This window comes from Streptomyces sp. NPDC054863 (genome assembly GCF_053610825.1).
Genome location: NZ_JBSGZD010000125.1, coordinates 1 through 20,716, shown reverse-complemented (window position 1 = coordinate 20,716; position 20,716 = coordinate 1). Strand labels below are relative to the sequence as shown.

General features: G+C 71.9%; 12 protein-coding genes and 2 pseudogenes. 6 read left to right on the top strand and 8 right to left on the bottom strand.

Annotated elements, in window-relative coordinates:
• Both ACWGIG_RS22050 and ACWGIG_RS22045 read right to left on the bottom strand, forming a co-directional pair.
• Window positions 1-904, bottom strand: a 904-nt coding sequence (locus ACWGIG_RS22050) for a hypothetical protein (RefSeq protein WP_453323345.1), incomplete at its 3' end; no start/stop codon positions are given.
• A gap of 176 nt (window positions 905-1,080) precedes the next feature.
• Entirely contained in the window at window positions 1,081-3,084 is a 2,004-nt protein-coding gene (locus ACWGIG_RS22045) for an acetoacetate--CoA ligase (protein ID WP_453323344.1), read from the bottom strand.
• Between the two features lie 467 nt (window positions 3,085-3,551).
• On the opposite strand from ACWGIG_RS22045, the gene ACWGIG_RS22040 reads away from it, so the two are divergent.
• Window positions 3,552-6,272, top strand: coding sequence for a glycoside hydrolase family 31 protein (locus tag ACWGIG_RS22040; RefSeq protein ID WP_453323343.1), 2,721 nt, complete (start codon window positions 3,552-3,554; stop codon window positions 6,270-6,272).
• A 381-nt stretch (window positions 6,273-6,653) separates the two neighbouring features.
• Here ACWGIG_RS22040 and ACWGIG_RS22035 read toward each other — a convergent pair whose 3' ends face one another.
• Window positions 6,654-7,154, bottom strand: coding sequence for an NUDIX domain-containing protein (locus ACWGIG_RS22035; protein WP_453323342.1), 501 nt, complete (start codon window positions 7,152-7,154; stop codon window positions 6,654-6,656).
• 175 nt (window positions 7,155-7,329) lie between these two features.
• Here ACWGIG_RS22035 and ACWGIG_RS22030 point away from each other — a divergent pair, with 175 nt between their 5' ends.
• The 4 genes from ACWGIG_RS22030 to glpK all read left to right on the top strand — a co-directional run bounded on the left by ACWGIG_RS22030 (window position 7,330) and on the right by glpK (window position 11,447).
• Window positions 7,330-8,193 carry a M15 family metallopeptidase gene (locus ACWGIG_RS22030; protein ID WP_453323341.1) on the top strand — a complete coding sequence of 288 codons (864 nt, stop codon included), beginning with the start codon at window positions 7,330-7,332 and terminating at the stop codon, window positions 8,191-8,193.
• Window positions 8,194-8,378: 185 nt separating this feature from the next.
• A complete protein-coding gene (locus ACWGIG_RS22025; protein ID WP_453323340.1) occupies window positions 8,379-8,729 on the top strand; it encodes an Mpo1-like protein in 351 nt (116 codons plus the stop codon).
• Window positions 8,730-9,139: 410 nt separating this feature from the next.
• A complete protein-coding gene (locus tag ACWGIG_RS22020; RefSeq protein ID WP_453323339.1) occupies window positions 9,140-9,874 on the top strand; it encodes an MIP/aquaporin family protein in 735 nt (244 codons plus the stop codon).
• A gap of 52 nt (window positions 9,875-9,926) precedes the next feature.
• Window positions 9,927-11,447, top strand: coding sequence for a glycerol kinase GlpK (glpK, locus tag ACWGIG_RS22015; protein WP_453323338.1), 1,521 nt, complete (start codon window positions 9,927-9,929; stop codon window positions 11,445-11,447).
• A 205-nt stretch (window positions 11,448-11,652) separates the two neighbouring features.
• Here the strand turns inward: glpK and ACWGIG_RS22010 are convergent, their stop codons facing one another.
• From ACWGIG_RS22010 to ACWGIG_RS21995, 4 genes and pseudogenes are all read right to left on the bottom strand, one after another.
• Window positions 11,653-12,267 carry a GTP-binding protein gene (locus tag ACWGIG_RS22010; RefSeq protein WP_453323337.1) on the bottom strand — a complete coding sequence of 205 codons (615 nt, stop codon included), beginning with the start codon at window positions 12,265-12,267 and terminating at the stop codon, window positions 11,653-11,655.
• A 95-nt stretch (window positions 12,268-12,362) separates the two neighbouring features.
• Window positions 12,363-12,728, bottom strand: a pseudogene (locus ACWGIG_RS22005) (DUF742 domain-containing protein); the annotation flags it as partial.
• Window positions 12,729-13,018: 290 nt separating this feature from the next.
• Entirely contained in the window at window positions 13,019-13,459 is a 441-nt protein-coding gene (locus ACWGIG_RS22000) for a roadblock/LC7 domain-containing protein (protein WP_398422885.1), read from the bottom strand.
• Window positions 13,456-16,308: a sensor histidine kinase gene (locus ACWGIG_RS21995; protein ID WP_453323336.1), complete on the bottom strand. Its 2,853-nt coding sequence runs from the start codon at window positions 16,306-16,308 to the stop codon at window positions 13,456-13,458. Before ACWGIG_RS21995 ends, ACWGIG_RS22000 begins: the two co-directional genes overlap by 4 nt.
• Window positions 16,309-16,749: 441 nt before the next feature.
• Here ACWGIG_RS21995 and ACWGIG_RS21990 point away from each other — a divergent pair, with 441 nt between their 5' ends.
• Complete coding sequence (locus ACWGIG_RS21990; RefSeq protein WP_453323335.1) at window positions 16,750-17,298, top strand: hypothetical protein; 549 nt, start codon at window positions 16,750-16,752, stop codon at window positions 17,296-17,298.
• 231 nt (window positions 17,299-17,529) lie between these two features.
• On the opposite strand, the pseudogene ACWGIG_RS21985 reads toward ACWGIG_RS21990, so the two are convergent.
• Window positions 17,530-20,716 (bottom strand): annotated as a pseudogene (locus ACWGIG_RS21985) (hypothetical protein); the annotation flags it as partial.

Below are 20,716 nucleotides of genomic sequence, written 5' to 3'. Positions count from 1 at the left end.
GAGACAGGCCTGGGGTGTCGTCGAGGGTGTGGCCCGCGCAGTACTCGACGCCTGGTTCCGGGGACACCGGTTCGCCGGTCTCGGCATCCGTGCAGTAGGCGCTGAAGACCTCGCCCGCGGTCAGGGCGGCCAGACGGCCCCGGTCGAGGCGCCAGCCGTGCACCCGGTCGGGCTCGCCGTCGCGGGTGGTCCGCAGGACGATTCCGCCGGGGCTTTCGAGAGCGACACCCGCGGCGAGGACCGTCACGAATTCGGCCCCCTCGTCGTCATCCAGTTCGGGGATCCCGTCCTCGGCCACTTCCACGTGGAGGACTGCGAGGAGTTGTTCCGCCTCGGCGGGGACGCTGCACACGAGGTGGTGGATGCCGCTACCCGCTCCCTTCAGCAGGGCGACGAGGAGCCGTGAGGAGCGCTCGAAGGCTTCGCGGCCGATGTCCTCACCGCATTCGGCGCAGTTCCCGAGACCGGCCAGGAGGAGGGTCGCGCAGTCCCAAGTGGCCTGCCGGACCGCTTCGTTGATGAGCGTGGGCACGAGGCTGTCGAGAGGCTGGCCCGTGTACGGGACGCAGGCTCCGTGGGCTGCCGCGTGCGCGGTGAAGCGGGCCCGGGTCGTCGGCCGGTCGGGGTCGAGCCCCGACGTCGTACAGAACTCGGCGAATTCTTCCGGGTCGAAGAGGGCGACGCTGGTGTGCAGGCCCTGGGCCGCCAGGGTCTTGAGCAGGGAGTCGACCTGCTGGAGGTAGGTGGGGTGGTCATCGAAGGTGAAGGTGCGGTACCCCGTCATGGCCGCGAAGTCCTCGGCGTCGGCCAGCAGGCCCACGGTGCTGGGCACTTCGCGGCGCAGGGTGCGGCGCATGGACTTGGCGGTGCGGTGCTGGCTCCGGTCGTTCCTGGTGTGCTCCATTGCTCCCCCTGAGCTCGGTCGATCATTGCTCACTCACAGTAACCGTGGGGTCTGACAACGGAGCCGGGCAGCGGGTGGCGGGCCTCGGACATCGCGGAGCTGCGGGCGAGTCCGAGGCCGTGTTCGGAGGTTGAGCGATCGCTGTGTGGGATGGAGCGATCCCTCCATGCGTGGCGTCAGCGGCGGGTGCGGGCGAGGTCCTCGTAGAAGTGGAGGAGGCCGATGTTGTCGACGGAGCCCGGGTTGACCGCCTTCGCGAGGGGGGCGCCCTGGAGAAGTCGCTTCACCGGTACCTCGATGCGCTTGCCGGTGAGGGTGTGCGGAACGGCGGGGACCTCGATGACTTCGTCGGGGACGTGGCGGGGGGAGAGTTCGGCGCGGATGGTGTTCTTGATGCGGGTGCGGAGCTCGTCGTTCAGTACGGCGCCTTCGGCGAGGTGGACGAAGAGTGGCATCCAGTAGCCCCCGTTGGGCTCTTCGAGGCCGATGACGAGGGATTCGCGGATTTCGGGGAGTCGTTCGACGGCCTCATAAATGTCCGCGGATCCCATGCGGACGCCGCCGCGGTTGAGGGTGGAGTCCGAACGGCCGTGGATGATCACGGAGTTGCGGTCGGTGATCGTGATCCAGTCGCCGTGACGCCACACGCCGGGGTACGTGTCGAAGTAGCTGTCGTGGTAGCGGGTGCCTTCGGGGTCGTTCCAGAAGCGGATCGGCATGGACGGCATCGGGTTGGTGACGACGAGCTCGCCGACGTCGGCGGTGAGGGGCTTGCCCTGGGAGTCCCAGGCCTGGAGGTCCGTACCGAGGCAGGCAGCCTGGAGTTCGCCGATGTGCACCGGGAGGGTGGGCACGGCGCCGGCGAAGCAGCTGCAGACGTCGGTGCCGCCGCTGACGGAAGCGATCCACAGGTCGTGGCCGGACTCGGCGAACTCGTCGTGCAGCCAGCGGAAGCCGTCGGGCGGGAGCGGGGAGCCGGTCGTGGCCACGCATGTGATGCGGGAGAGGTCGTGGTCGGCTGCCGGGTGCACGCCTGCTTTGCGGCAGGCCATGACGTACGCGGCGGAGGTCCCGAAGAGGGTGGCGCCGGTGCGTTCGGCGATCGCCCACTGGGCTCCCGTGTCCGGGAAGCCGGGGCTGCCGTCGTACAGAACGATCGTGGTGCCCGTGAGCAGGCCGGAGACGAGGAAGTTCCACATCATCCAGCCGGTGGAGGTGTACCAGAAGAAGCGGTCGTCGGGGCCGAGATCGCAGTGCAGGCCGATCTGCTTGAAGTGTTCGAGCAGGATGCCGCCCTGGGACTGGACGATGGCTTTGGGGAGGCCGGTGGTGCCGGACGAATAAAGAACCCAGAGGGGGTGGTCGAAGGGAACTTGCTCGAAGACCGGCTCGTTGTCACTCTCAGTAAGGGAAGACCATTCGAGAGTGCCGGAGGGGGCGGGTGTGTTGAGCAGGGGGATGTGGACGACCGCGCGGAGGGTGGGGAGTTCGCGGCGGAGTTCGGCGACGGTGTCCGTGCGGTCGTGGGTCTTGCCGCCGTAGCGGTAGCCGTCGACGGCGAAGAGGACGACAGGCTCCACCTGCTGGAAGCGGTCGAGGACGCTGCGGGCGCCGAAGTCGGGGGCGCAGGAGGTCCATACGGCGCCGACTGCGGCGGTGGCGAGGAGGGCGGTGATCGCTTGGGGGATGTTGGGGAGGTAGCCGCTGACGCGGTCCCCGGGTTGCACGCCGAGGGTGCGGAGTTCGGCGGCCAGGGAGCCGACCTGGCGGCGGAGTTCGGACCAGGTGACGGGCTCGACGTTCTGGGACTCGTCGACATGCAGCAGGGCGGGGTCGTCGGCGCGGGCCGGATCCTCGGCGGTGCGCAGGGCGTGCTCGGCGTAGTTGAGGGTGGCGCCGGGGAACCACTGGGCGCCAGGCATGGTGCGGTCGCCGAGGACCGTCTCGTACGGGGTGGAGAAGCGGATGTCGAACCAGTCGGCGACGGCTTTCCAGAACGTGTCGAGTTCGGTGACGGACCAGCGGTGGAGAGCGTCGTAGCCGCCTTCCGCGGGGGCGCCGTACCGGTCGGCGGCCCAAGCCTGGAAGCGGGTGACCGCGGCCTCGGCGATGCGGTCGGGGCTCGGCTGCCAGAGGGGGGCGGGCTGGGACGCGGGGTTCGTCGCTGGGGTTGAGGTCATGGGGTGGCTCCCGGGAATCTTCGGCTCTGCGGCTCTGCGGTCGGGCTGGGGCGGGGCGGGGCGGACTGGAGGGGACGATGCCATGTGATCGACTTCTGCACCAGGGTGGGCGGGGCGGGGTGAGGGTGTGGCTCCGGGGGCATCGACGGCGCCCGTCGCTGGCTGCGTGGCGAGGACCGCCCTGTGCCCGGCCTTCCCCCAGGGAACTCGGCTTCGCTTGAGCAGGAGATGTTCCGCGGGGCGGCGGGGGCGGCCCAACTTTCTGCGGAGCGGCGGCAACGGCTGCACGCCTGAGCGGCGGCACCGTCCGGTCGGTCGCAGGGGTGGCCCGCGTGCAGGTTCACAGGGTGGCAGGTGGGGCGCGGCCCGAGGCGGTCGGACAGGGCGGTGGAGCCGGGGTTGTGGGGTGGGTGAACGGAAGTTGAACGGGGAGCGTTGGCGGGAGGGCGGGTGACAGGGTGAGGGACATGGACGGTCATGACCTGGTGCGCTCGATGAAGATGGTCGGTTCTGTGCAGGGACTGCGGTCCCTGCGGGACGCATGGCGACGGCGACGGGCGGACGCCTGGGGGTTGCCTCCGCGTACGGCCGAGCGGGCGCGTGTGCCGGGCGCGGTGACAGGAGCGGAGTCGCTCCCCGGGGGCGGGATCGTCCGGTTCGAGCGGTCCGAGCTGCGGATTCTGGTTGCTGCGGGTGGCGCGGTGTTCTGGGGGTGGGACGGGGCCGGGCTGGAGCCTTCTTACGCTTTGGCCGGGTTGTGTCCCGATGCCGATGTCCGGGTCGTGCTGGAGCCGGACAAGGACGGCGGGTGGCAGGTCGTGTCGGAACGGGTGACGGTCGCGGTCTCCCGGCGCGGCGCGATCGAGGTCCGGACGCCGGGCGGGTTGCTGCTGCGGCGTGAGCTGCCGCCGCGGTGGTGGGAGCCGGTGGACGGTTGTCGAGGAAGCGGGGACGAGGGGGGAGACGGAGGCGGGGACGAGAGGGGCAGCGGAGGCTGGGACAGAGGTGTCGACGAGGCCGGGGCCGGTACCCAGGGTGCAGTCGAAGCCGGGGGTGAGGGTCGGGTCGGGAGCAGAGCCGGGGGCGGGACAGGAATCAGGGCCGGGGGCGGAACCGAAGCCGGAGCCAGGGCCGAGGACGGGGACGGAGCCGGAGCCGGAGCCGGGGCCGGAGTCGGAGTCGGAGTCGGGGGTGGGGTGGTTGGTGGGGGGCGAAGGGGTGGGGTGGGGCGGTGGTTGCAGCGGTCCGAGGTACCTGCGGATGCGCGGTTCTTCGGGCTCGGTGGGCGGGCCGGCGGGCCCCGGCTGCGGGACGGGACGTACCGGCTGTGGAACACCGACCCCGGCGGACAGTTCGAGCCGGGGGACGATCCGCTGTATCTGACGATGCCGGTGCAGTTCGTGGTGTCCGACGCGGGGACTCATCTCGCGTTCTACGACAACACCTGGGACGGCCGCGTCGTACTGAGGGAGGGAGAGGAGGGCGGGGGCTCGGGGCACGACCGGTGGGGGTGCAGCGAAGTACGCATGACGGGCGGGCCTCTGAGGTGTTGGGTCGTGGTCGGCACGCCCGCACGCGTGCTGCACGGGTGGACGGCGCTGACCGGCCGGCCCGCACTGCCACCGTCCTGGGCACTCGGGCCTCAGCACGCCAAGTGGGGATTCGGGAGCGCGGAGGAAGTGCGGCGGGTGGCCGCCGGGTATCGGGAACGGGGCCTTCCGCTGTCCGCTCTGCACCTGGACATCGACCACTACGACCGGCATCGGGTGTTCACCGTGGACCGGAAGGCCTTTCCCGATCTGCCCGGACTGGCGCGGGAGTTGGAGGGCGAGGGCGTACGGCTGGTGTCGATCGTGGATCCGGCGGTACGGGCGGAGCCCGGGAATGCCGTGTACGACAGCGGTGTCGAGGCCGGGGCCTTCGTACGCGATGCGCGGGGGCGGGAGGTGCGGGGCGAGGTGTGGCCCGGGGAGTGTGCCTTCCCGGACTTCACTGATCCGAATGTGCGGGGCTGGTGGGGGAATTTGTACGCGGAGCGGCTCGCGCAGGGGTTCTCCGGCGTGTGGCACGACATGAACGAACCGGTGTCGTTCGCCGCGTTCGGGGATCCGACGCTGCCTCGGTCCGCACGCCACGTGCTGGAGGGCCGGGGTGGTGACCACCGCGAGGCGCACAACGTGTACGGGCTGACGATGGCCCGGGCCGGGTACGAAGGCCTGCGGCGGCTGCGGCCCGAGGAGCGGCCGTTTCTGTTCTCCCGGTCGGGGTGGGTGGGGATGCAGCGGTACGGAGGAACCTGGTCGGGGGACGTGACGACCGGGTGGCCCGGGTTGCGGGCGTCGTTGTCGCTGGTGCTGGGGCTCGGGCTGTGCGGCGTTCCGTATTCCGGACCTGATGTAGGTGGTTTCGGCGGGAGTCCGGGGGCTGAGCTGTATTTGCGGTGGTTCCAGTTGGGGGCGTACCTGCCGCTGTTCCGTACACATGCGGCGATCGACGCGGGGCGGCGGGAGCCGTGGGAATTCGGGCCGCGGGTACTGGAGCACACACGGGCGGCGCTGGCCGAACGGGAGCGGCTGCGGCCGTACTTCGTGACGCTGTCGCATCTGGCGCGGCTCACCGGCGCGCCTTACGTGCGGCCCGTGTGGTGGGGTGCGCCGGACGATCGGTCGTTGCGGGACTGCGAGGACGCGTTCCTGCTGGGGGATTCGCTGCTGGTGGCACCGGTGCTGGAGCCGGGCTCGGACCGACGGGCCGTGCGGCTGCCGCGGGGTCGGTGGTACGACACCGTGACCGGTGAGGCGTACGAGGGGCCGGGGCAGGTACTGCTGGATGCGCCGGGAGTTGGCGGTGTGGGGTCTGGTGCGACCGGGGCCGGCGGGACGGGGCCGGGCGGGCCCTCGGCCGGGGCGATGGGTTCGGGTGGGGTGGGGTCCCGCATTCCTGTGTTGGCGAGGGGCGGAGCGGTGATTCCGGTTCGGGACGGCAAGGGCGGGCTCGAACTGGAGGTGTGGGCTCCGGCTCCAGGACGTGTCGGGAGCGGGCTGGTGGTGCGGGATGCCGGCGAGGGGTGGGAGCAGCCCCGCGTCGAGCGGTTCATCTCGCAGGTGCGGGAGGGGCGGGTTGTGGTGGAGCGGGAGGGGGGAGGCGACGTGGGCCTCGAAGTGCGGGTGAGGGGCAGGGTGGGGTGAGGGCCCGGAAGGCCGGAAGGTAAGCGCCGGGGTGGGTGGTGTCGGTGGGGGTGGGTGGTGTCGGTGGGGGGGGTGGTGTCGGTGGGGGGGGGTGGTGTCGGTGGGGCGGTGAGTCGTGCGGGGGCTGAGGGGCAGGAGTGGTTTCCGGGACTGGTCTGGCCGGGCTGGATACGGGCGAGGCTGGGGGCCGCACACGGCACTCGCGGGGCGCGGGTCCGGTGTGTGTCGTATCGGTGGATCGGGGCCGGGTGGCTTGTGTGAGCAGGAGGCGCGGCACACCGCCCCGTACAGGGACACGGGTCAGATGTGCGTGTCGGTGGACCACGGCCGGGCGGTCTGCGAGGCCGGGGACGTGGTGCACGGCCCGGGTGGGGTTGCCGGTCAGGTGTACGTGCCGGTGAACCAGGAGCGGGTGGCTTGGGTGTGGAGGGGGAAGGCCAGGGGCTTTGGGGTGTGCAGGAGGTGCCAGCCTGTGGTTTCGGGGGTGGGGGCCGATGGTGGGAGGTCGGAGGCGTCCCGGGTGGGGAGGAGGCCGAAGAGGAGCAGGTGGCCGGCCGGGGAGCTCAGAGCGTCGGCGAGGCGGACTTCCGTGGTGGGGGCCTCGATTCCGGTTTCCTCGCGGAGTTCGCGCACGACCGCGTCCCGCCAGTCCTCGCCGTGGTCGATGAAGCCGCCGGGCAGGGCGACACCGCCGCGGCACGGTTCGATGGTGCGGGTGATCACCACCAGGCCGGTTCCCTCGGACGACCGCACGGGAAGGAGCGCGACCGCCACCGGCAGCGGGTTGCGGTACGCCGTTTCGCCGCATGCGGTGCAGGTACGGGGCCACCCTGCGGTCTCGGCGTACGGCACGCCGCAGTGGGCACAGTGGGAGTGGTTCACGGCGCAGACTTTAGGGCCTGTCCGGAGGGCGGGCGTCTTCGCGGGCGCCCCACCACTTACCACTTGGTGTTTCGGGTGGGGTGTCCCGGCCTCGGTGAGGTGAGGTGAGATGCAGTGGGGTGCTGTGCTGTGCGGTGGGGTTTCTTCGGGGGGATTGGGGTGGTAGACGGGGCGCATGAGACGACGACTTGGTTCCGCCCTGTGCGCCTTCGGCGCCGCCGCACTCGCCTTCCTGACCGTCGCTGCCGCTCCCGCTCCCGCTCCCGACCCCGTCCCCTCCTTCGGATCTCCCCTGTCTCCCGTATCGCCCGAGGCTCGGCGGGCGACGCCCGTCAAGGCTCCCGGGGCCTTTGTGTCGCTGCGGTCCGTGGACCCGACGATCCTCCAGGACATGCGGTACGCGACCGACCACACCTTCATGGGCGAGGCCGTGGACGGATACCGGCAGCCGGTGTGCATCCTGACCCGCCCCGCAGCCCATGCCCTGAGGAAGGCCCAGCGCACGCTGCTCCGCTCCGGCTACACCCTCAAGGTCTACGACTGCTACCGCCCGCAGCGCGCCGTCGACCACTTCGTACGGTGGGCCAAGGACCTCGACGACACGGCGATGAAGGGGGAGTTCTACCCCCGGGTCGACAAGTCGCGGTTGTTCGCCGACGGCTACATCGCCGAGAAGTCCGGGCACAGCCGGGGCAGCACCGTCGACCTGACCATCGTCCGGCTGCCGGCCCGGCCCACCAGGCCGTACGTACCGGGCGAGAAGCTGGTGCCGTGTTTCGCACCGAAGAGCGAGCGCTTTCGGGACAACTCCGTTGACATGGGGACTGGTTACGACTGCTTCGATACGTTGTCGCACACCGACGACCCGCGGGTCCAGGGCGTACAGCGGTCGAACAGGCAGCTGTTGAAGAGCACGCTCGCCGCGCAGGGGTTCACCAACCTTCCCGAGGAGTGGTGGCACTTCACGCACAAGCCGGAGCTCTTCCCCGACACCTACTTCGACTTCCCGGTCTCGCGGCGGTCCGTCGCCGGACACTGAGTCGGAGCCGGACTCGGAGCCGGACACCGAGTCGGACATGGGACAGTTCGGTGCCCGGTGCAACCGAGCGGGCTGCCAGGACCACCCCCGTCGGCCCCGGCAGCCCGCTCTCTCCTACCGGACGCCGAATATCCATATCCGGTTCTCCGTTTCGCGTTTTCCGGCGAACCAATACGGTGCCCCCCATGACGCAGACCCGCACCTTTGATTCGTACGAGGACTTCTGGCCCTTCTACGTCGCCATGCACTCGCGCGCCGCGACCCGCTGGATCCACCTCACCGGCACCCTGACCGGGCTCGCCGTCACCGCGTACGGCCTGGCGCGCGGCAGGAAGCGGTATGCGGCTGCGCTGCCGCTCATCGGGTACGGCACTGCCTGGCCCGCCCACTTCCTGATCGAGAGGAACAATCCCGCCACCTTCGGCAACCCCGCCTGGTCGCTGCGCGGCGATGCCCAGATGATCCGGATGATGCTGGCGGGGCGCGACCGGGAGCTGGCCGAGACCGCGGAGAAGTGGCTCGCCGAGAACCGCTGAGCGCGACCCCGCCGGGCCGCCCGTCCGACGTCCCGCCCCCACGCCCGGCCGGGCCTCCCCAGCAGGCCTCCCCGCCTGTTCCCGAGCGGAACACAGAAGCCCGGTCGAGGCCCAACACCCGTTGCTGTCCAGCTCCTTGACGCTCCATCACCTCCGGTGAACACTTCCCGTTGTCAGTCGGCGTCGCCTGCTCCACCGGCCCGGCGTGCGCGGGCTCCGCCGCGCCGTGCCCTCCCCCACCGGCGGTCCCGACCGGCCCGGCAGCACGATCGGCGCGTCCGGCGGACACCGGCGGGGGGAACGGGACCCCCTGCTTCCGACTCCGCGGTCACGGCCTCCTCCGCCGGGTACTCCCCCTGCACCCTCAGGACCGGGGCCCGCCCCGGGTGAAGCCTAGGAGCCGCCACCTCATGAGCATCTGGAGCAACTGGGAAGTCTTCCGCGGTGAGTTGATCGGCACCGCGATCCTCATCCTCTTCGGCGCGGGCGTGTGTGCAGCCGTCACCCTCAGGTTCTCCAAGGCGAAGGCCGCCGGCTGGGTGGTCATCGCGTTCGGCTGGGGCTTCGGCGTCCTGGCCGGGGCGTACACCGCCGCGCCCCTGTCCGGGGGCCACCTCAACCCGGCAGTGACCCTCGGCATCGCCGTCGACACCGGCAGATGGAGTCAGGTCTGGGTGTACGTACTCGGACAGATGGTCGGCGCCATGATCGGCGCCGTACTCGCCTGGCTGGTCTACCACGCGCAGTTCGGTGCCAACCGGGATCAGGAGGCGGCCCTGCCCACGTTGGGCATCTTCTCCACCATCCCGGAGATCCGGAACCCGGTCGCCAATCTCCTCACCGAGACCATCGCCACGTTCGCGCTGGTACTGCCCATCCTGGCCTTCGGGTTGTCGGAAGGGCTGGGCACATCCGGAACCCGAACGCTGATCGTCGCCTTCCTCGTCGTCGGCATCGGCCTGTCGCTCGGCGGGCCCACGGGTTACGCCATCAACCCGGCCCGCGACCTCGGCCCGCGGCTCATGCACGCCGTGCTGCCGATCCCCAACAAGGGGACATCCGACTGGAGTTACGCCTGGGTGCCGGTGGCCGGTCCACTGATCGGCGGCGCCCTCGGCGGCCTCGTCTACAACCTGGCCTTCTAGTACACGGTCCAGTACACGGAAGTCCACCCGCAGCTTCGACCGAGGGGACCTCATGACCGACAGCAGCGAGAAGTACGTCGCGGCGATCGACCAGGGCACCACGTCCAGCCGCTGCATCATCTTCGACCACGACGGCAGGATCGTCGCCGTCGACCAGCGAGAACACCGTCAGATCTTCCCCAAGCCGGGCTGGGTCGAGCACGACGCCACCGAGATCTGGTCCAAGGTGCAGGCGGTCGTCGCGGGGGCGCTCGCCAAGGCGGGCATGCGTGCGGACCGGTTGAGCGCGCTGGGCATCACCAACCAGCGCGAGACGACCGTGCTCTGGGACCGCGCGACCGGAAAGCCCGTGCACAACGCGATCGTCTGGCAGGACACCCGTACCTCGGCGCTCTGCACCGAACTGGGCGGTGCGGACGGGCAGGACCGGTTCCGCGACAGGACGGGGCTGCCGCTGGCGAGCTACTTCTCCGGGCCGAAGGCGGCCTGGCTGCTCGACAACGTACCCGGGCTGCGGAACCGGGCCGAGCGGGGCGAGATCGCCTTCGGCACGATCGACTCGTGGCTGATCTGGAACCTCACCGGTGGCACCCAGGGCGGTGTGCACGTCACGGACGTGACCAACGCCGGGCGGACCATGCTGATGAATCTCGACACCCTCCAGTGGGACCAGGAGATCCTCTCCGCGATGCGGGTCCCCGAGGCCGTACTGCCGGAGATCAAGTCGTCCGCCGAGGTGTACGGGACGGCCGTCGGGCAGCTCGCGGGGGTGCCGGTGGCGTCCGCGCTGGGTGATCAGCAGGCGGCGGTGTTCGGGCAGGCCTGCTATGACACCGGGACGGCCAAGAACACGTACGGCACGGGCAGCTTCCTGCTCCTGAACACCGGCAACCGGCCGGTCCCGTCGAAGAACGGGCTGCTCACCACCATGGGCTACAAGATCGGCAGCGATGCGCCGGTCTACTGTCTGGAGGGCTCGATCGCGATCACGGGCGCGCTTGTGCAGTGGTTCCGCGACCAGCTCGGCATCATCCGCAGCGCGGACGAGATCGAGCCCCTCGCGGCGAGCGTGGACGACAACGGCGGGGCGTACATCGTCCCGGCGTTCTCCGGCCTGTACGCGCCCTACTGGCGCTCGGACGCGCGCGGGGTGGTCACCGGACTGACCCGGTACGTCACCAAGGCACACCTCGCGCGGGCGGTCCTTGAGGCGACGAGCTGGCAGACCCGCGAGGTCGTCGACGCGATGTACCAGGACTCGGGCGTACGGATCACCACGCTGAAGGTGGACGGCGGGATGACCGTCAACAATCTGCTGATGCAGCATCAGGCGGACGTGCTGGGCGTGCCCGTGATCAGGCCGAAGGTGTCGGAGACGACCTGTCTGGGCGCCGCGTACGCCGCAGGTCTGGCGACCGGGGTGTGGTCGGACCTGGACGAGCTGAAGGCGCACTGGCAGCGCGATGTGGAGTGGACGCCGCGGATGGGTGCGCCGGAGCGGGACCGCGAGTACCACAACTGGCGCAAGGCGGTGGAACGCAGCTTCGGCTGGCAGGAGGACGGACAGGAATAACGGCACTACGATCGTGCTGCGTCGCGTGGTGTTGTGCGCGTCGCGCGGGAGGGGCAACGGCCGCGGTCCGCACCCCAGTCGGCGGGGGTGCGGGCCGCTTCGTGGTCGCCGCTGTGAGTACCGGCGCCTCTATGAGGTGACGGTGCCGCTGTGCAGTGACGGTGCCTCGGTGCAGTGACAGTGCTGCTGTGCAGTGACGGCGCCTCTATGAGGTGACGGCCGCGGCAGCCCTGCGGCGGCTCGCGGAGATCTCCAGTGCGTGCTCCACGACCGCGATGAGGACGTCCTTCACGGACTCGCGGTCACGGGCGTCGCACAGCATGACCGGGACGTCCGGGTCGAGGTCGAGGGCGGCGCTGATCGTCCCGGCAGGATGCCGGTCCGCGCCGTCGAAGCAGTTGACCGCGACCGTGAAGGGGATGCTGCGGCGCTCGAAGTAGTCCACGGCCGCGAAGCAGTCCTCCAGCCGGCGGGTGTCGGCGAGCACCACCGCGCCGAGCGAGCCCTGCGCCAACTCGTCCCACAGGAACCAGAACCGGTCCTGTCCCGGCGTCCCGAAGAGGTAGAGGACGAGGTCCTCGCGCAGGGTGATGCGCCCGAAGTCCATGGCGACGGTGGTGGTCGTCTTGGTCTCGACACCGTGGGTGTCGTCGACCGGCCGGCCCGCCTCGCTGAGGGTCTCCTCGGTGCGCAGCGGTCTGATCTCGCTGACCGCGCCGACCAGGGTGGTCTTGCCCACCCCGAATCCTCCGGCGACCAGAATCTTCAGCGTCACCGGTTCCACGGGCCGCTTCTTGCGGCTGGAACGCCCGAAGACCATCGTTTGGGTTCTCCCGATCTCGCTGCGCGGACGGCTGGGTCCGCACGGTACTGGGCGGTGTTGCGGGGGCGGTGTTGCGGTACGGGGCGGTGTCCTCAGAGCGCTCTGAGGCCGTCGATCACTTCGCGCAGCAGACTCTCGTCCGGCAGCTCCGCGGGCTCCACCGGCCGGGTGACGTGGACGAGCTGTTCCTCGACCAGGTCGCCGACCAGGACCCGGACGACGCCGACCGGCAGGTCGAGGGTCGCGGCCAGTTCGGCGATCGACTGCGGGCTGTCGTTGCACAGTTCGACGATCTCGACGTGTTCGGGGGCGAGCGTCTGGTCCCGGCCCGGGTCGTCCGCCGCGGGCTCCGGGACGACGATCGCGATGAGGTCGAGACGGTGCCGGGTCGCGCTGCTCGTACGCCCCCTGGTCATCGCGTACGGGCGTACGACAGGGCCCGCGTCGTCGTCGAACCAGTGCGGGGCCTGCTGCCGACGGCCCGGGTCGGGGCGGGAGTCGTCCGGGCGGGCAGCCGCGGCGGCGCGTGCTGCCGCGGCTCCCCTCGCAGCCGGATCCGCGCCGTCGCCCGGAGGCCTGCCGCGGCTCGCATCCCGGCCGTAGTTCGCGTCCCTGCCGTGGCCCGGGGACCTGCCGGGGCCCGCGGCGCCGCCGGGCCCCGTGGGTACGCCCGGGGCCTTCTGCGCGGCTGCGTCCGTCGGTCCGGCCCTGCCCGTCTCCGTACCTGCGTCGTTCATCCCGGGTCCGCTCACCCTCCGGTGGGCAGACCGGTCCGTGGCGCCGTCCGGAGGTGGGCGCCGACGCGCTTGACCATCAGCGTCATCTCGTACGCGACCTGGCCGACGTCGGAATCGGCGTCGGAGAGGACGGCGAGGCAGCTGCCGTCGCCCGCCGCGGTCACGAAGAGGAACGCGTCGTCGAGCTCGACGACGGTCTGCCGGACCCGGCCCGCCTCGAAGTGCCGACCGACGCCCTTGGCCAGGCTGTGGAACCCGGAAGCGACGGCGGCGAGGTGCTCGCCGTCCTCCCGCGTCAGGCTCTTCGAGGCGCCGGTGGGGAGCCCGTCGCTGGAGAGCACCAGCGCCTTGCGGATGCTTCCGACACGCTCGACGAGTTCGTCGAGGAGCCAGTTCAGCTCGCCGGAACCCCGGCCCGAGGCATTGTGTGCTGCGGCGTTCGGTGCGGTCATCGACCGTCCCCCTCTGCTGTCGTTCCTGATGCTGTCCCGGCCGTTCCGGTTCCGGCAGTGTCGGCCGGGCCGGTCGGGGCAGTCGTGTCGGTCGAGCCGACCGGGTCGGTGTCGGCCTCGTTCTGGCGGCGACCGCGCTGCCAGCCGCGCTGGAGTGAAGCCATCCGGCTGCGCACCTCATCGGCGTCGCGCTCGGGCTCCTCCTCGGGGATCGGGCGGGCGGTCTCGGCGGTGCGGGCCGCTTCGGCTTCCTTCTTCAGTTGCGGAGCGAGGCTCGCCTGACGCACCCGGCGTGGGAGGCCGCCCAGAGTGGGGGCTCCGGCCGCCGGGGCCGCCGCGGTGTCGTGGCCGCTCCCGGGCTCGGTCCCGTACTCGTTCTCCGGCCGGTCCGCCCCGCGGGGCCGCCTGGTCCCCCCTGACCGCCGGGATTCCTCGGGCTGCTGCTGTCCGATGCGCCGACCGTGCTCGGCGACCAGCGCCGGCTTGCGCCGGGGCAGCGGGACCGGCCCGCCGGGACGCGCCGTGTCGGCGTCGTCCTGGGCGAGGTCGGCCGCCTGCTGGTGCTGCACCCGGGCCGCGTCCGCGATGCGGCCCCGGGGGTTGCCGTTGCGGCCCGCGCTCTTGCCGTCGCCCGGGCCGCGGCGGAGGGGTTCACGGCCCCGCGGCTTCTCCAGGCTCCGGGCCCGGAAGATGCCGCCGCGCTCGCTCTCGGTGTCGTCCAGGTCGCCGAGCGGGCCGCCGGGCGACGTGGAGCCGAGGACCGGTGCGGGTTCCAGTCCCACTGTGCCCAGCGGCGGTTCCAGCTCGACGGGGCCGTCCAGCACCGGCCGGACCGACGTCGGGCGGCCGGCGGCTGCCATGTCCCGGCGGCGGCCCTGGCCGGTCGCAGCGGGCTCCCCCACCGGTGCCCGGTCCGGGTCGCGGTCGACCCGGAAGCCGCTGCCGTCGGTGTCCGGGGCCTCGGTGAGGAGTGCGGCCGGGATGAAGACGACGGCCGTGGTGCCGCCGTACGGGGACTGCTGGAGGGAGACCCGTACGTTCTGCCGCTGGGCGAGCCGACTGACCACGAAGAGGCCGAGGCGGTCGGTGTCGGACAGCTCGAACTCGGGGGTCTCGGCGAGCCGCAGGTTCGCGTCGAGGAGGACGTCCGCGGGCATGCCCAGGCCCCGGTCGTGGATCTCCAGGGTGAAGCCGTTGGCGACGCGCTCGCCGAGCACCTGGACGGCGGTGTGCGGGGGCGAGAACACCGTGGCGTTCTCCAGGAGTTCGGCGATCAGATGCGTGAGGTCGGCGACGGCGGGGCCGCCGACCCCGATCCGCGGCAGCCGCCTCACCTCGATGCGCTCGTAGTCCTCGACCTCGGCGACGGCGGCCCGCACGACGTCCATCAGCTGTACGGGCTTGCGCCACTGCCGGGACGGGGCGGCTCCGGAGAGGATCACCAGGCCTTCGGCGTGGCGGCGCATGCGGGTGGTGAGGTGGTCGAGGCGGAAGAGGTCGGCGAGTTCGTCGGTGTCCTCGGTGCGGCGTTCCATGGTGTCGAGGAGCGTCAGCTGGCGGTGCAGCAGGACCTGGTTGCGGCGGGCGAGGTTGACGAAGACCTCGGAGACGCCGCGCCGCATGTCGGCCTGGCGCACGGCGGATTCGACGGCGGCCCGCTGGAGGGTGTTGAGGGCCTGGCCGACCTGGCCCATCTCGTCCTTCTCGTAACTCAGCCGCGGGGCCTCGGTCTCCACGTCGACACTCTCGCCTGCGGCGAGTCGGCGCATGACGGCCGGGAGGCGTACGCCGGACGCCTCGTGCGCCTCCTTGCGGAGGCGGTTCAGGTCGCGGACGAGCTCGCGGCCGATGCGTACCGACACCACGACGGAGACGATCAGGGCGAGGAAGCCGAGGACGCCGGCGGCACCCGCTTTGAGGAGGACGCCGAAGGCGACGGGTTCGACTCGGGACTGGTAGTTGTCGCTGGTCTCGGCGCCCTGCCTGGCGAGGCGTTCGAGGGCGGGTGGCGCGGCGTAGTTCCAGGTGGTGGTCGAGACGGCGGTGGGGCGGCGTTTCGGTCCCTGTTCGAGGAGAAGCTTCTCGGCGGCGATCAGGGCGCTGGTGTCGGGGCCGTTCCAGATCTGCTCGTAGTCCTGCCGGTCGGAGGCGGGGAGCTGCTCCAGGCTGGTGTCGTAGAGGACCTTGCGGCCGGCTATCAGCCCGGTGAGGTCGCGCAGTTCCGCGGCGGTGATCTCGCGGGCGACGAGCGCGGAGGCGACCAGCGCGTCCTCGCGGGAGAGGAGTTCGCGGGCGCGGGTGGTGCCGACCAGGGCGCGGCCCTGCTTGTCCATCTCGACGTCGCGCACCACGTGCAGGTTCGCCAGGAAGGTGTGGCAGGGGTCGACGAGCCGGTTGTAGAGCGTGAGGGCCTGGCTGCGGGTGAGAGTGCTGTTCTCGACGGAGCGGCGCAGGGCCGCGATGCCGTCGAAGGCTTCCAGGAGCGAGGTCAGACGCTGTGCGGCCTGCGGGTTCAACTCTTCGGTGACGTCCGGGTCCCGGGAGTTCCCGCGGATCCTGGCGACGGCTTCGTCGGTCTTGTCGCGCTGGGCGCGCAGCGCCGTGAGCGCTTCGGATCCGCGCTCGTCGGCGAGGTAGACCAGGGTCTGGCGGCGCTCCTCCTGGACGATCTGCACGGCGTCCTCGACCGGTGACCCGATCTTCTCGACGACGTAGGCGATGTCCAGCAGCTCGCTCGCTTCGCGGCCGGTCAGCACCGTCGCGAATCCCCAGAGCGCGGTGAGGGAGACGAGCGGCACCAGCAACAACGCCACGATCTTCCGGCGGATGGACTTCCCGCGAAAGCGCATGGCCTCCCCCAGCTCAACCCCGCGCGGCGGGGGTGGTGTTCCGTCTAGTCGATCCAGTTGATCCATCAGCGCATTCGTCAACGCAGTACGTCAACAAGCGGCGTGAGCCTACTACTGACCCGTCGGCATCTCGAAGGGACGTCCGGTCTGTTTTCGGCCGACGCCTCAAGAACTGATCATGACTTGTCCCGGAATCACGGGAGTTGGATACCGCGCCTGTGGCACAGGACACCCGGCAGAACGTGCCCTTCCGTACCCTGGGGGATGGCTGGAAGTATTCGTTCCGTGTCCCTTTCGCGGGAATCTTTCGGGCTGGTTGTTCGTCTTTGTGTACGGGGAGACGTAAGGGGAGCAGCAGTGGCTGCGTAAAGCGGCACAAGCCGGGCAGTCACTCCTGAAGGCGCTTATTACGGGCCTTGGTTGAGCGGTGGGGAGTGGGTCATGAAGGCGCAGCAGCTTCCGGCGGAGGCGGGCACGGACAGTGCGGCAGGACGGGCGGACGCGGGCACGGACAGTGCGGCGGGGCGCGCGGGCACGAGCACATCGGCGAGGCGGGCGGACGAGGGCGCGGACACATCGGCGAGGCGGCCCGACGAGGGCAGGGCCGTGCGGCAGTTGTGGGTGGAGGAGCCGGCCCTGAGGTGGCGGTTGCCCGATCCGGTCCGTACGTCCGCGGTGCGGGCGGTGATCATAATTTCGCTGACGCTGATCCAGGCGATGGTGGCCTATCTGTGCACCCTGGCGGGTTCCTGGCTCGCCTTTCCGATGACCCTGAGCAGCGTGGCGAGCACGGTGGCGGCGACCTGGGGCGTGCTGGACGTGTGGATCACCCGCCAGGTGTGGAACCAGCGCAACGGCGTGGTGTCCGTCCCGAGCAGTACGGCGCGCCAGCTGCGGCGGGAGCGCCGCCGGGCCCGGCGGACGGCCCGCAAGGACGCGCGAATACAGGGCCGGGGCCGCAGGAGCGCGGGGCAGCTGTCGGAGGCATGAGCCGGGCCCGGCGGTACCCACGCACTGCCGGGCCCGCTGGGCCTGGGCCGCCTCGGGCCCGGGACCTGGCCTGACTTGGTCCCGGGGCCTGAGGCTCGGGACCTGAAGCCTGGGCCTGACTTTGGACCCGGGACCGGGGACCTGAAGCCTGGGCCTGACTTTGGTCCCGGGACCCGGGACCCGGGACCCGGGGCCTGCCCCTCGGAGTCCTGCCCTTGAGGGGCTCTGCTGCTACTCGGCCCGTGCCTCGTCCGCGGGAGCCCTTTCCGCCGCGGTCGTTCCCGGCCGGGATCCGTCCGGCCGGGACCCACTCGACGGGGTCCCCTCCGTCGGCATCCGCTTGAACATCCGCGTCGCGGTGATCTCGCCGTGGATGGTCTCGCCCTCGGTGCTCTGCTGCGGCAGCCCGGGCCGCAGGTGCTCCTCCACGCTGATGTACTTCAGGCCCGCCCTGAGGTCCGCGTCGTTCCGCAACCGGATGACCAGCGGGAACTCGGCGAGCGCCGTCGTGTCGAACAGCCCCGTCGTGTAGAGGAGCTGGACGCCGAGCGCGTCGGAGACCGCCCGCTGGAGCTCCAGCAGGTACGTGGCGTTGGCCCGCCCGATCGGGTTGTCGAGGAAGAGAGTGCCCGCGTGCCGGTGCTTGTCGCGGCCCCGGTCGTTGCTGCGCAGCGCCGCCATCGTGCAGTAGAGAGCGATCGCCGCGGTCAGCAGCTGGCCGCCGGAGAACACGTCGCCCATCTGCCCGACCGGCACCCGCTCGGCCCGCAGCACCGCGTCCGGCTTGAGGATCTCGACCGCGATGCCCTTGGGTTCCAGCGCTGCCTGCACGCCGTGCAGCAGCAGTGACATCCCGTCGCGCCGCATGTCGGAGTTCTTCTTCACCGCCGCCCTGGTGGCCTCGTCGACGACCTCGCCGAGCCGCTCGACGAGCGTGGCCTGGTCGGGCTCCTCGAAGCGGATGCGCAGGAACTCCTGACCGGACCACTCCCCCAGCCCCTCCGGCAGCTGCGACAGCCGCTGCGCCGAACGCAGAGTGGCCAGTGAGGACTCCACGAGGCCGCGCAGCCGGTCGACGATGCTGTCGCGGTTGCGCTCCAGCTGCACCAGCTCGTCGGTCAGGACACGCAGCCGGGGCGCGAAGGCTGCCGCCCAGGCCGCCGCGTGCTCGGGCAGTGCGGCGGCGGGCAGTTCCCGGATCTGCTGGCGGGCCGGGGTGCGCACCTGCTCGTACCGGGTCGAGTTGGCGTGCCGTACGAGAATGTCGCTGGCCTCGCGCACGGCCGCCTCGGCGGCGGACAGGTCACCGGCGCAGCCGCGCAGTGAACGACGGGCCTCCGCCGCCGAGTTGCGGGCCTCCTCCAGGGTGCCGGGGTAGGGCTCGGGGTCCTCCTGACCCTCCTCGTCCTGGTGGTCGCGGAGCAGATCCCGCAGCAGCGCCGCCGTCTCGTCGAAGCCGCCCGCCGCGTCCTCGGCGGCCCGGTGCGCGTGGAGCAGTTCGCCGTGCGCACCGCGGGCCGTGTCCAACTCATCCGTACGGGTGGCCAGTTCGGCGGTGGCGGTGCGGAGCAGGGTCTGCGCGTGCTCGGCGTCGGACGGTACGAGGCCGTCCGCGAGCTCCGCGTGCGCGTCGCCGTCGTCGGGGGCCAGCCGCTCGGCCTCGCCGCGCAGCCGGCCGAGCTGCTCGCTCGCGGCGGACGCGCGGGTTTCGAGGGTCTGGACGAGGGATTCGGCGCGGCCTGCGGCGGCCTGCCGGGACGGGCCGTCGGCTCCGTCGTTGCTCTCCAGGAGCTGGCCCGCCCGGTTGCGGACCTTGTTGCTGAGGCGGTTGAGCTCGGTGAGGGCGGCGCTCTCGTCGCTCTCCGCGCGGGCCTGTTCGGCGCGCAGGTCGGCGCCTACACCGACCTTCTCGTACAGCTGCGATGCGGCACGGTACGCCTCGCGCAGCGCGGGCAGTGCCACGCGCGGGGCGTCCGGGTCGGGCTCCGGCAGCGTCTCGGGGGCTCCGGCGATCTCGGCCCGTTCGGCGCGCAGGGTGCGGGAGGTGCGGTGGGCGTCGTCGGCGGTGCGCTGGGCGGTACGGCGGTCCTCGTCGGCGGCCTTGGCGCGCTCCAGGAGGGTGGCGGCGCGGGCTTCCGACTCGGCTGCCTCGTCGGCGAGTTCGCGCAGCTTGACCTGCCACCCGGCCCGTTCGCGCAGCCGGTAGGCGAGTCCCGCGAGGGCGTCGGCGACCCGGCGGGCGCGCTGTGCGGCGTCCTGCCGGTCGTCGCGTACCCGGGCCGCTTCGGCTGCCGCTTCGTCGGCGTCGGCCCGTACCGTACGGGCCTCGGCGAGGACGGCCTCGGCGGCTTCGGCCGTCTCGCGGGCGGTCGCCGCTGCCTCGGCCAGCTCGGCGAGCATGCCGGGCGGGCAGTCCTCGCGCCAGGAGCCGAGCCGGGCGGCGAGGGTGCGGTCCCCGGTCAGCCGGGCGGCGAGCACGGCGGCGTGGTCGGCGGGGTCGACCGCCTGGGCGAGGTAGCGCCAGCCGGGCAGCGCCGGGATGCCGTGCTCGCCGAGGTACTCCACGGTCGCGAGGACGTCCGGGCCGGCCGGCAGCAGGCCGCCGTCGCCAAGGGCGCCGAGGATGCGGGAGTCGTCGGCGGCGGCGGTGCGCAGCTCGAAGAGCTGGCGTTCGGCGGCGGCGACGCCCTGCTCCAGGAGGGTCAGGAGGTCGTCGGCGCCCCGGTCCAGCTCCTCGACGGTGAGCGGGCCTTCGGCGACGGGGCGCGGGGTGCGGCGGGTGTGCGTCACGGTGGCCGTGGTGCTGCTGCGACGGGTGCCGTCGGTGGCGGCGTGGGCGGTGGCGCTGCGGCGGGCCCCGTCGGAGGTGCCGTCGGCCCCGCGCTGGGCGCCGACGGAGCTGTGGTGCGTACCGCCCGAGGGGTCGCCCCCCTGGCCGTCCGTGCTGTCCGCGCCGTCGCCGCTGCGGGGCTGCGGGAACCCGGAGGCGGTGGCCGTGGGCAGGCTGAGCAGCTCCGCGAGGCGCTCCTCGGCGGCGATGGACGCCGCCGCGCGGTGCTCCGCCTCGTACGCGGAGGTGGCGGCCTGCGCCGCGTCCGCCGCGCGCGCGGCCGTCAGTTCGGCGCGGGCGTCTCCAGCGGCGGCCTCGCGCGCCCTGTCCGCTGTCGTACGGGCGGCTTCGCGGGCCACGTCCCAGGCGGCGACGGCGGTCCTCTCGGCGTCCGTGGCGGCCAGTGCGGCGCGCGCCGGGTCGGCGTCGGGGGCGGTGTCGTCGAGCCAGCCGGCCCGTACCGCTTCGCCTGTCTCCTGCTCGACCTCGGTGAGGCGCTGGCGCAGGTGGCCGATCTCGCTGCGGGCGCGCTGCGCCTCGGTGGCGGCGGCCGTGGCGTCGCGGTGTGCGGCCTCGCCCGCCTCCTGG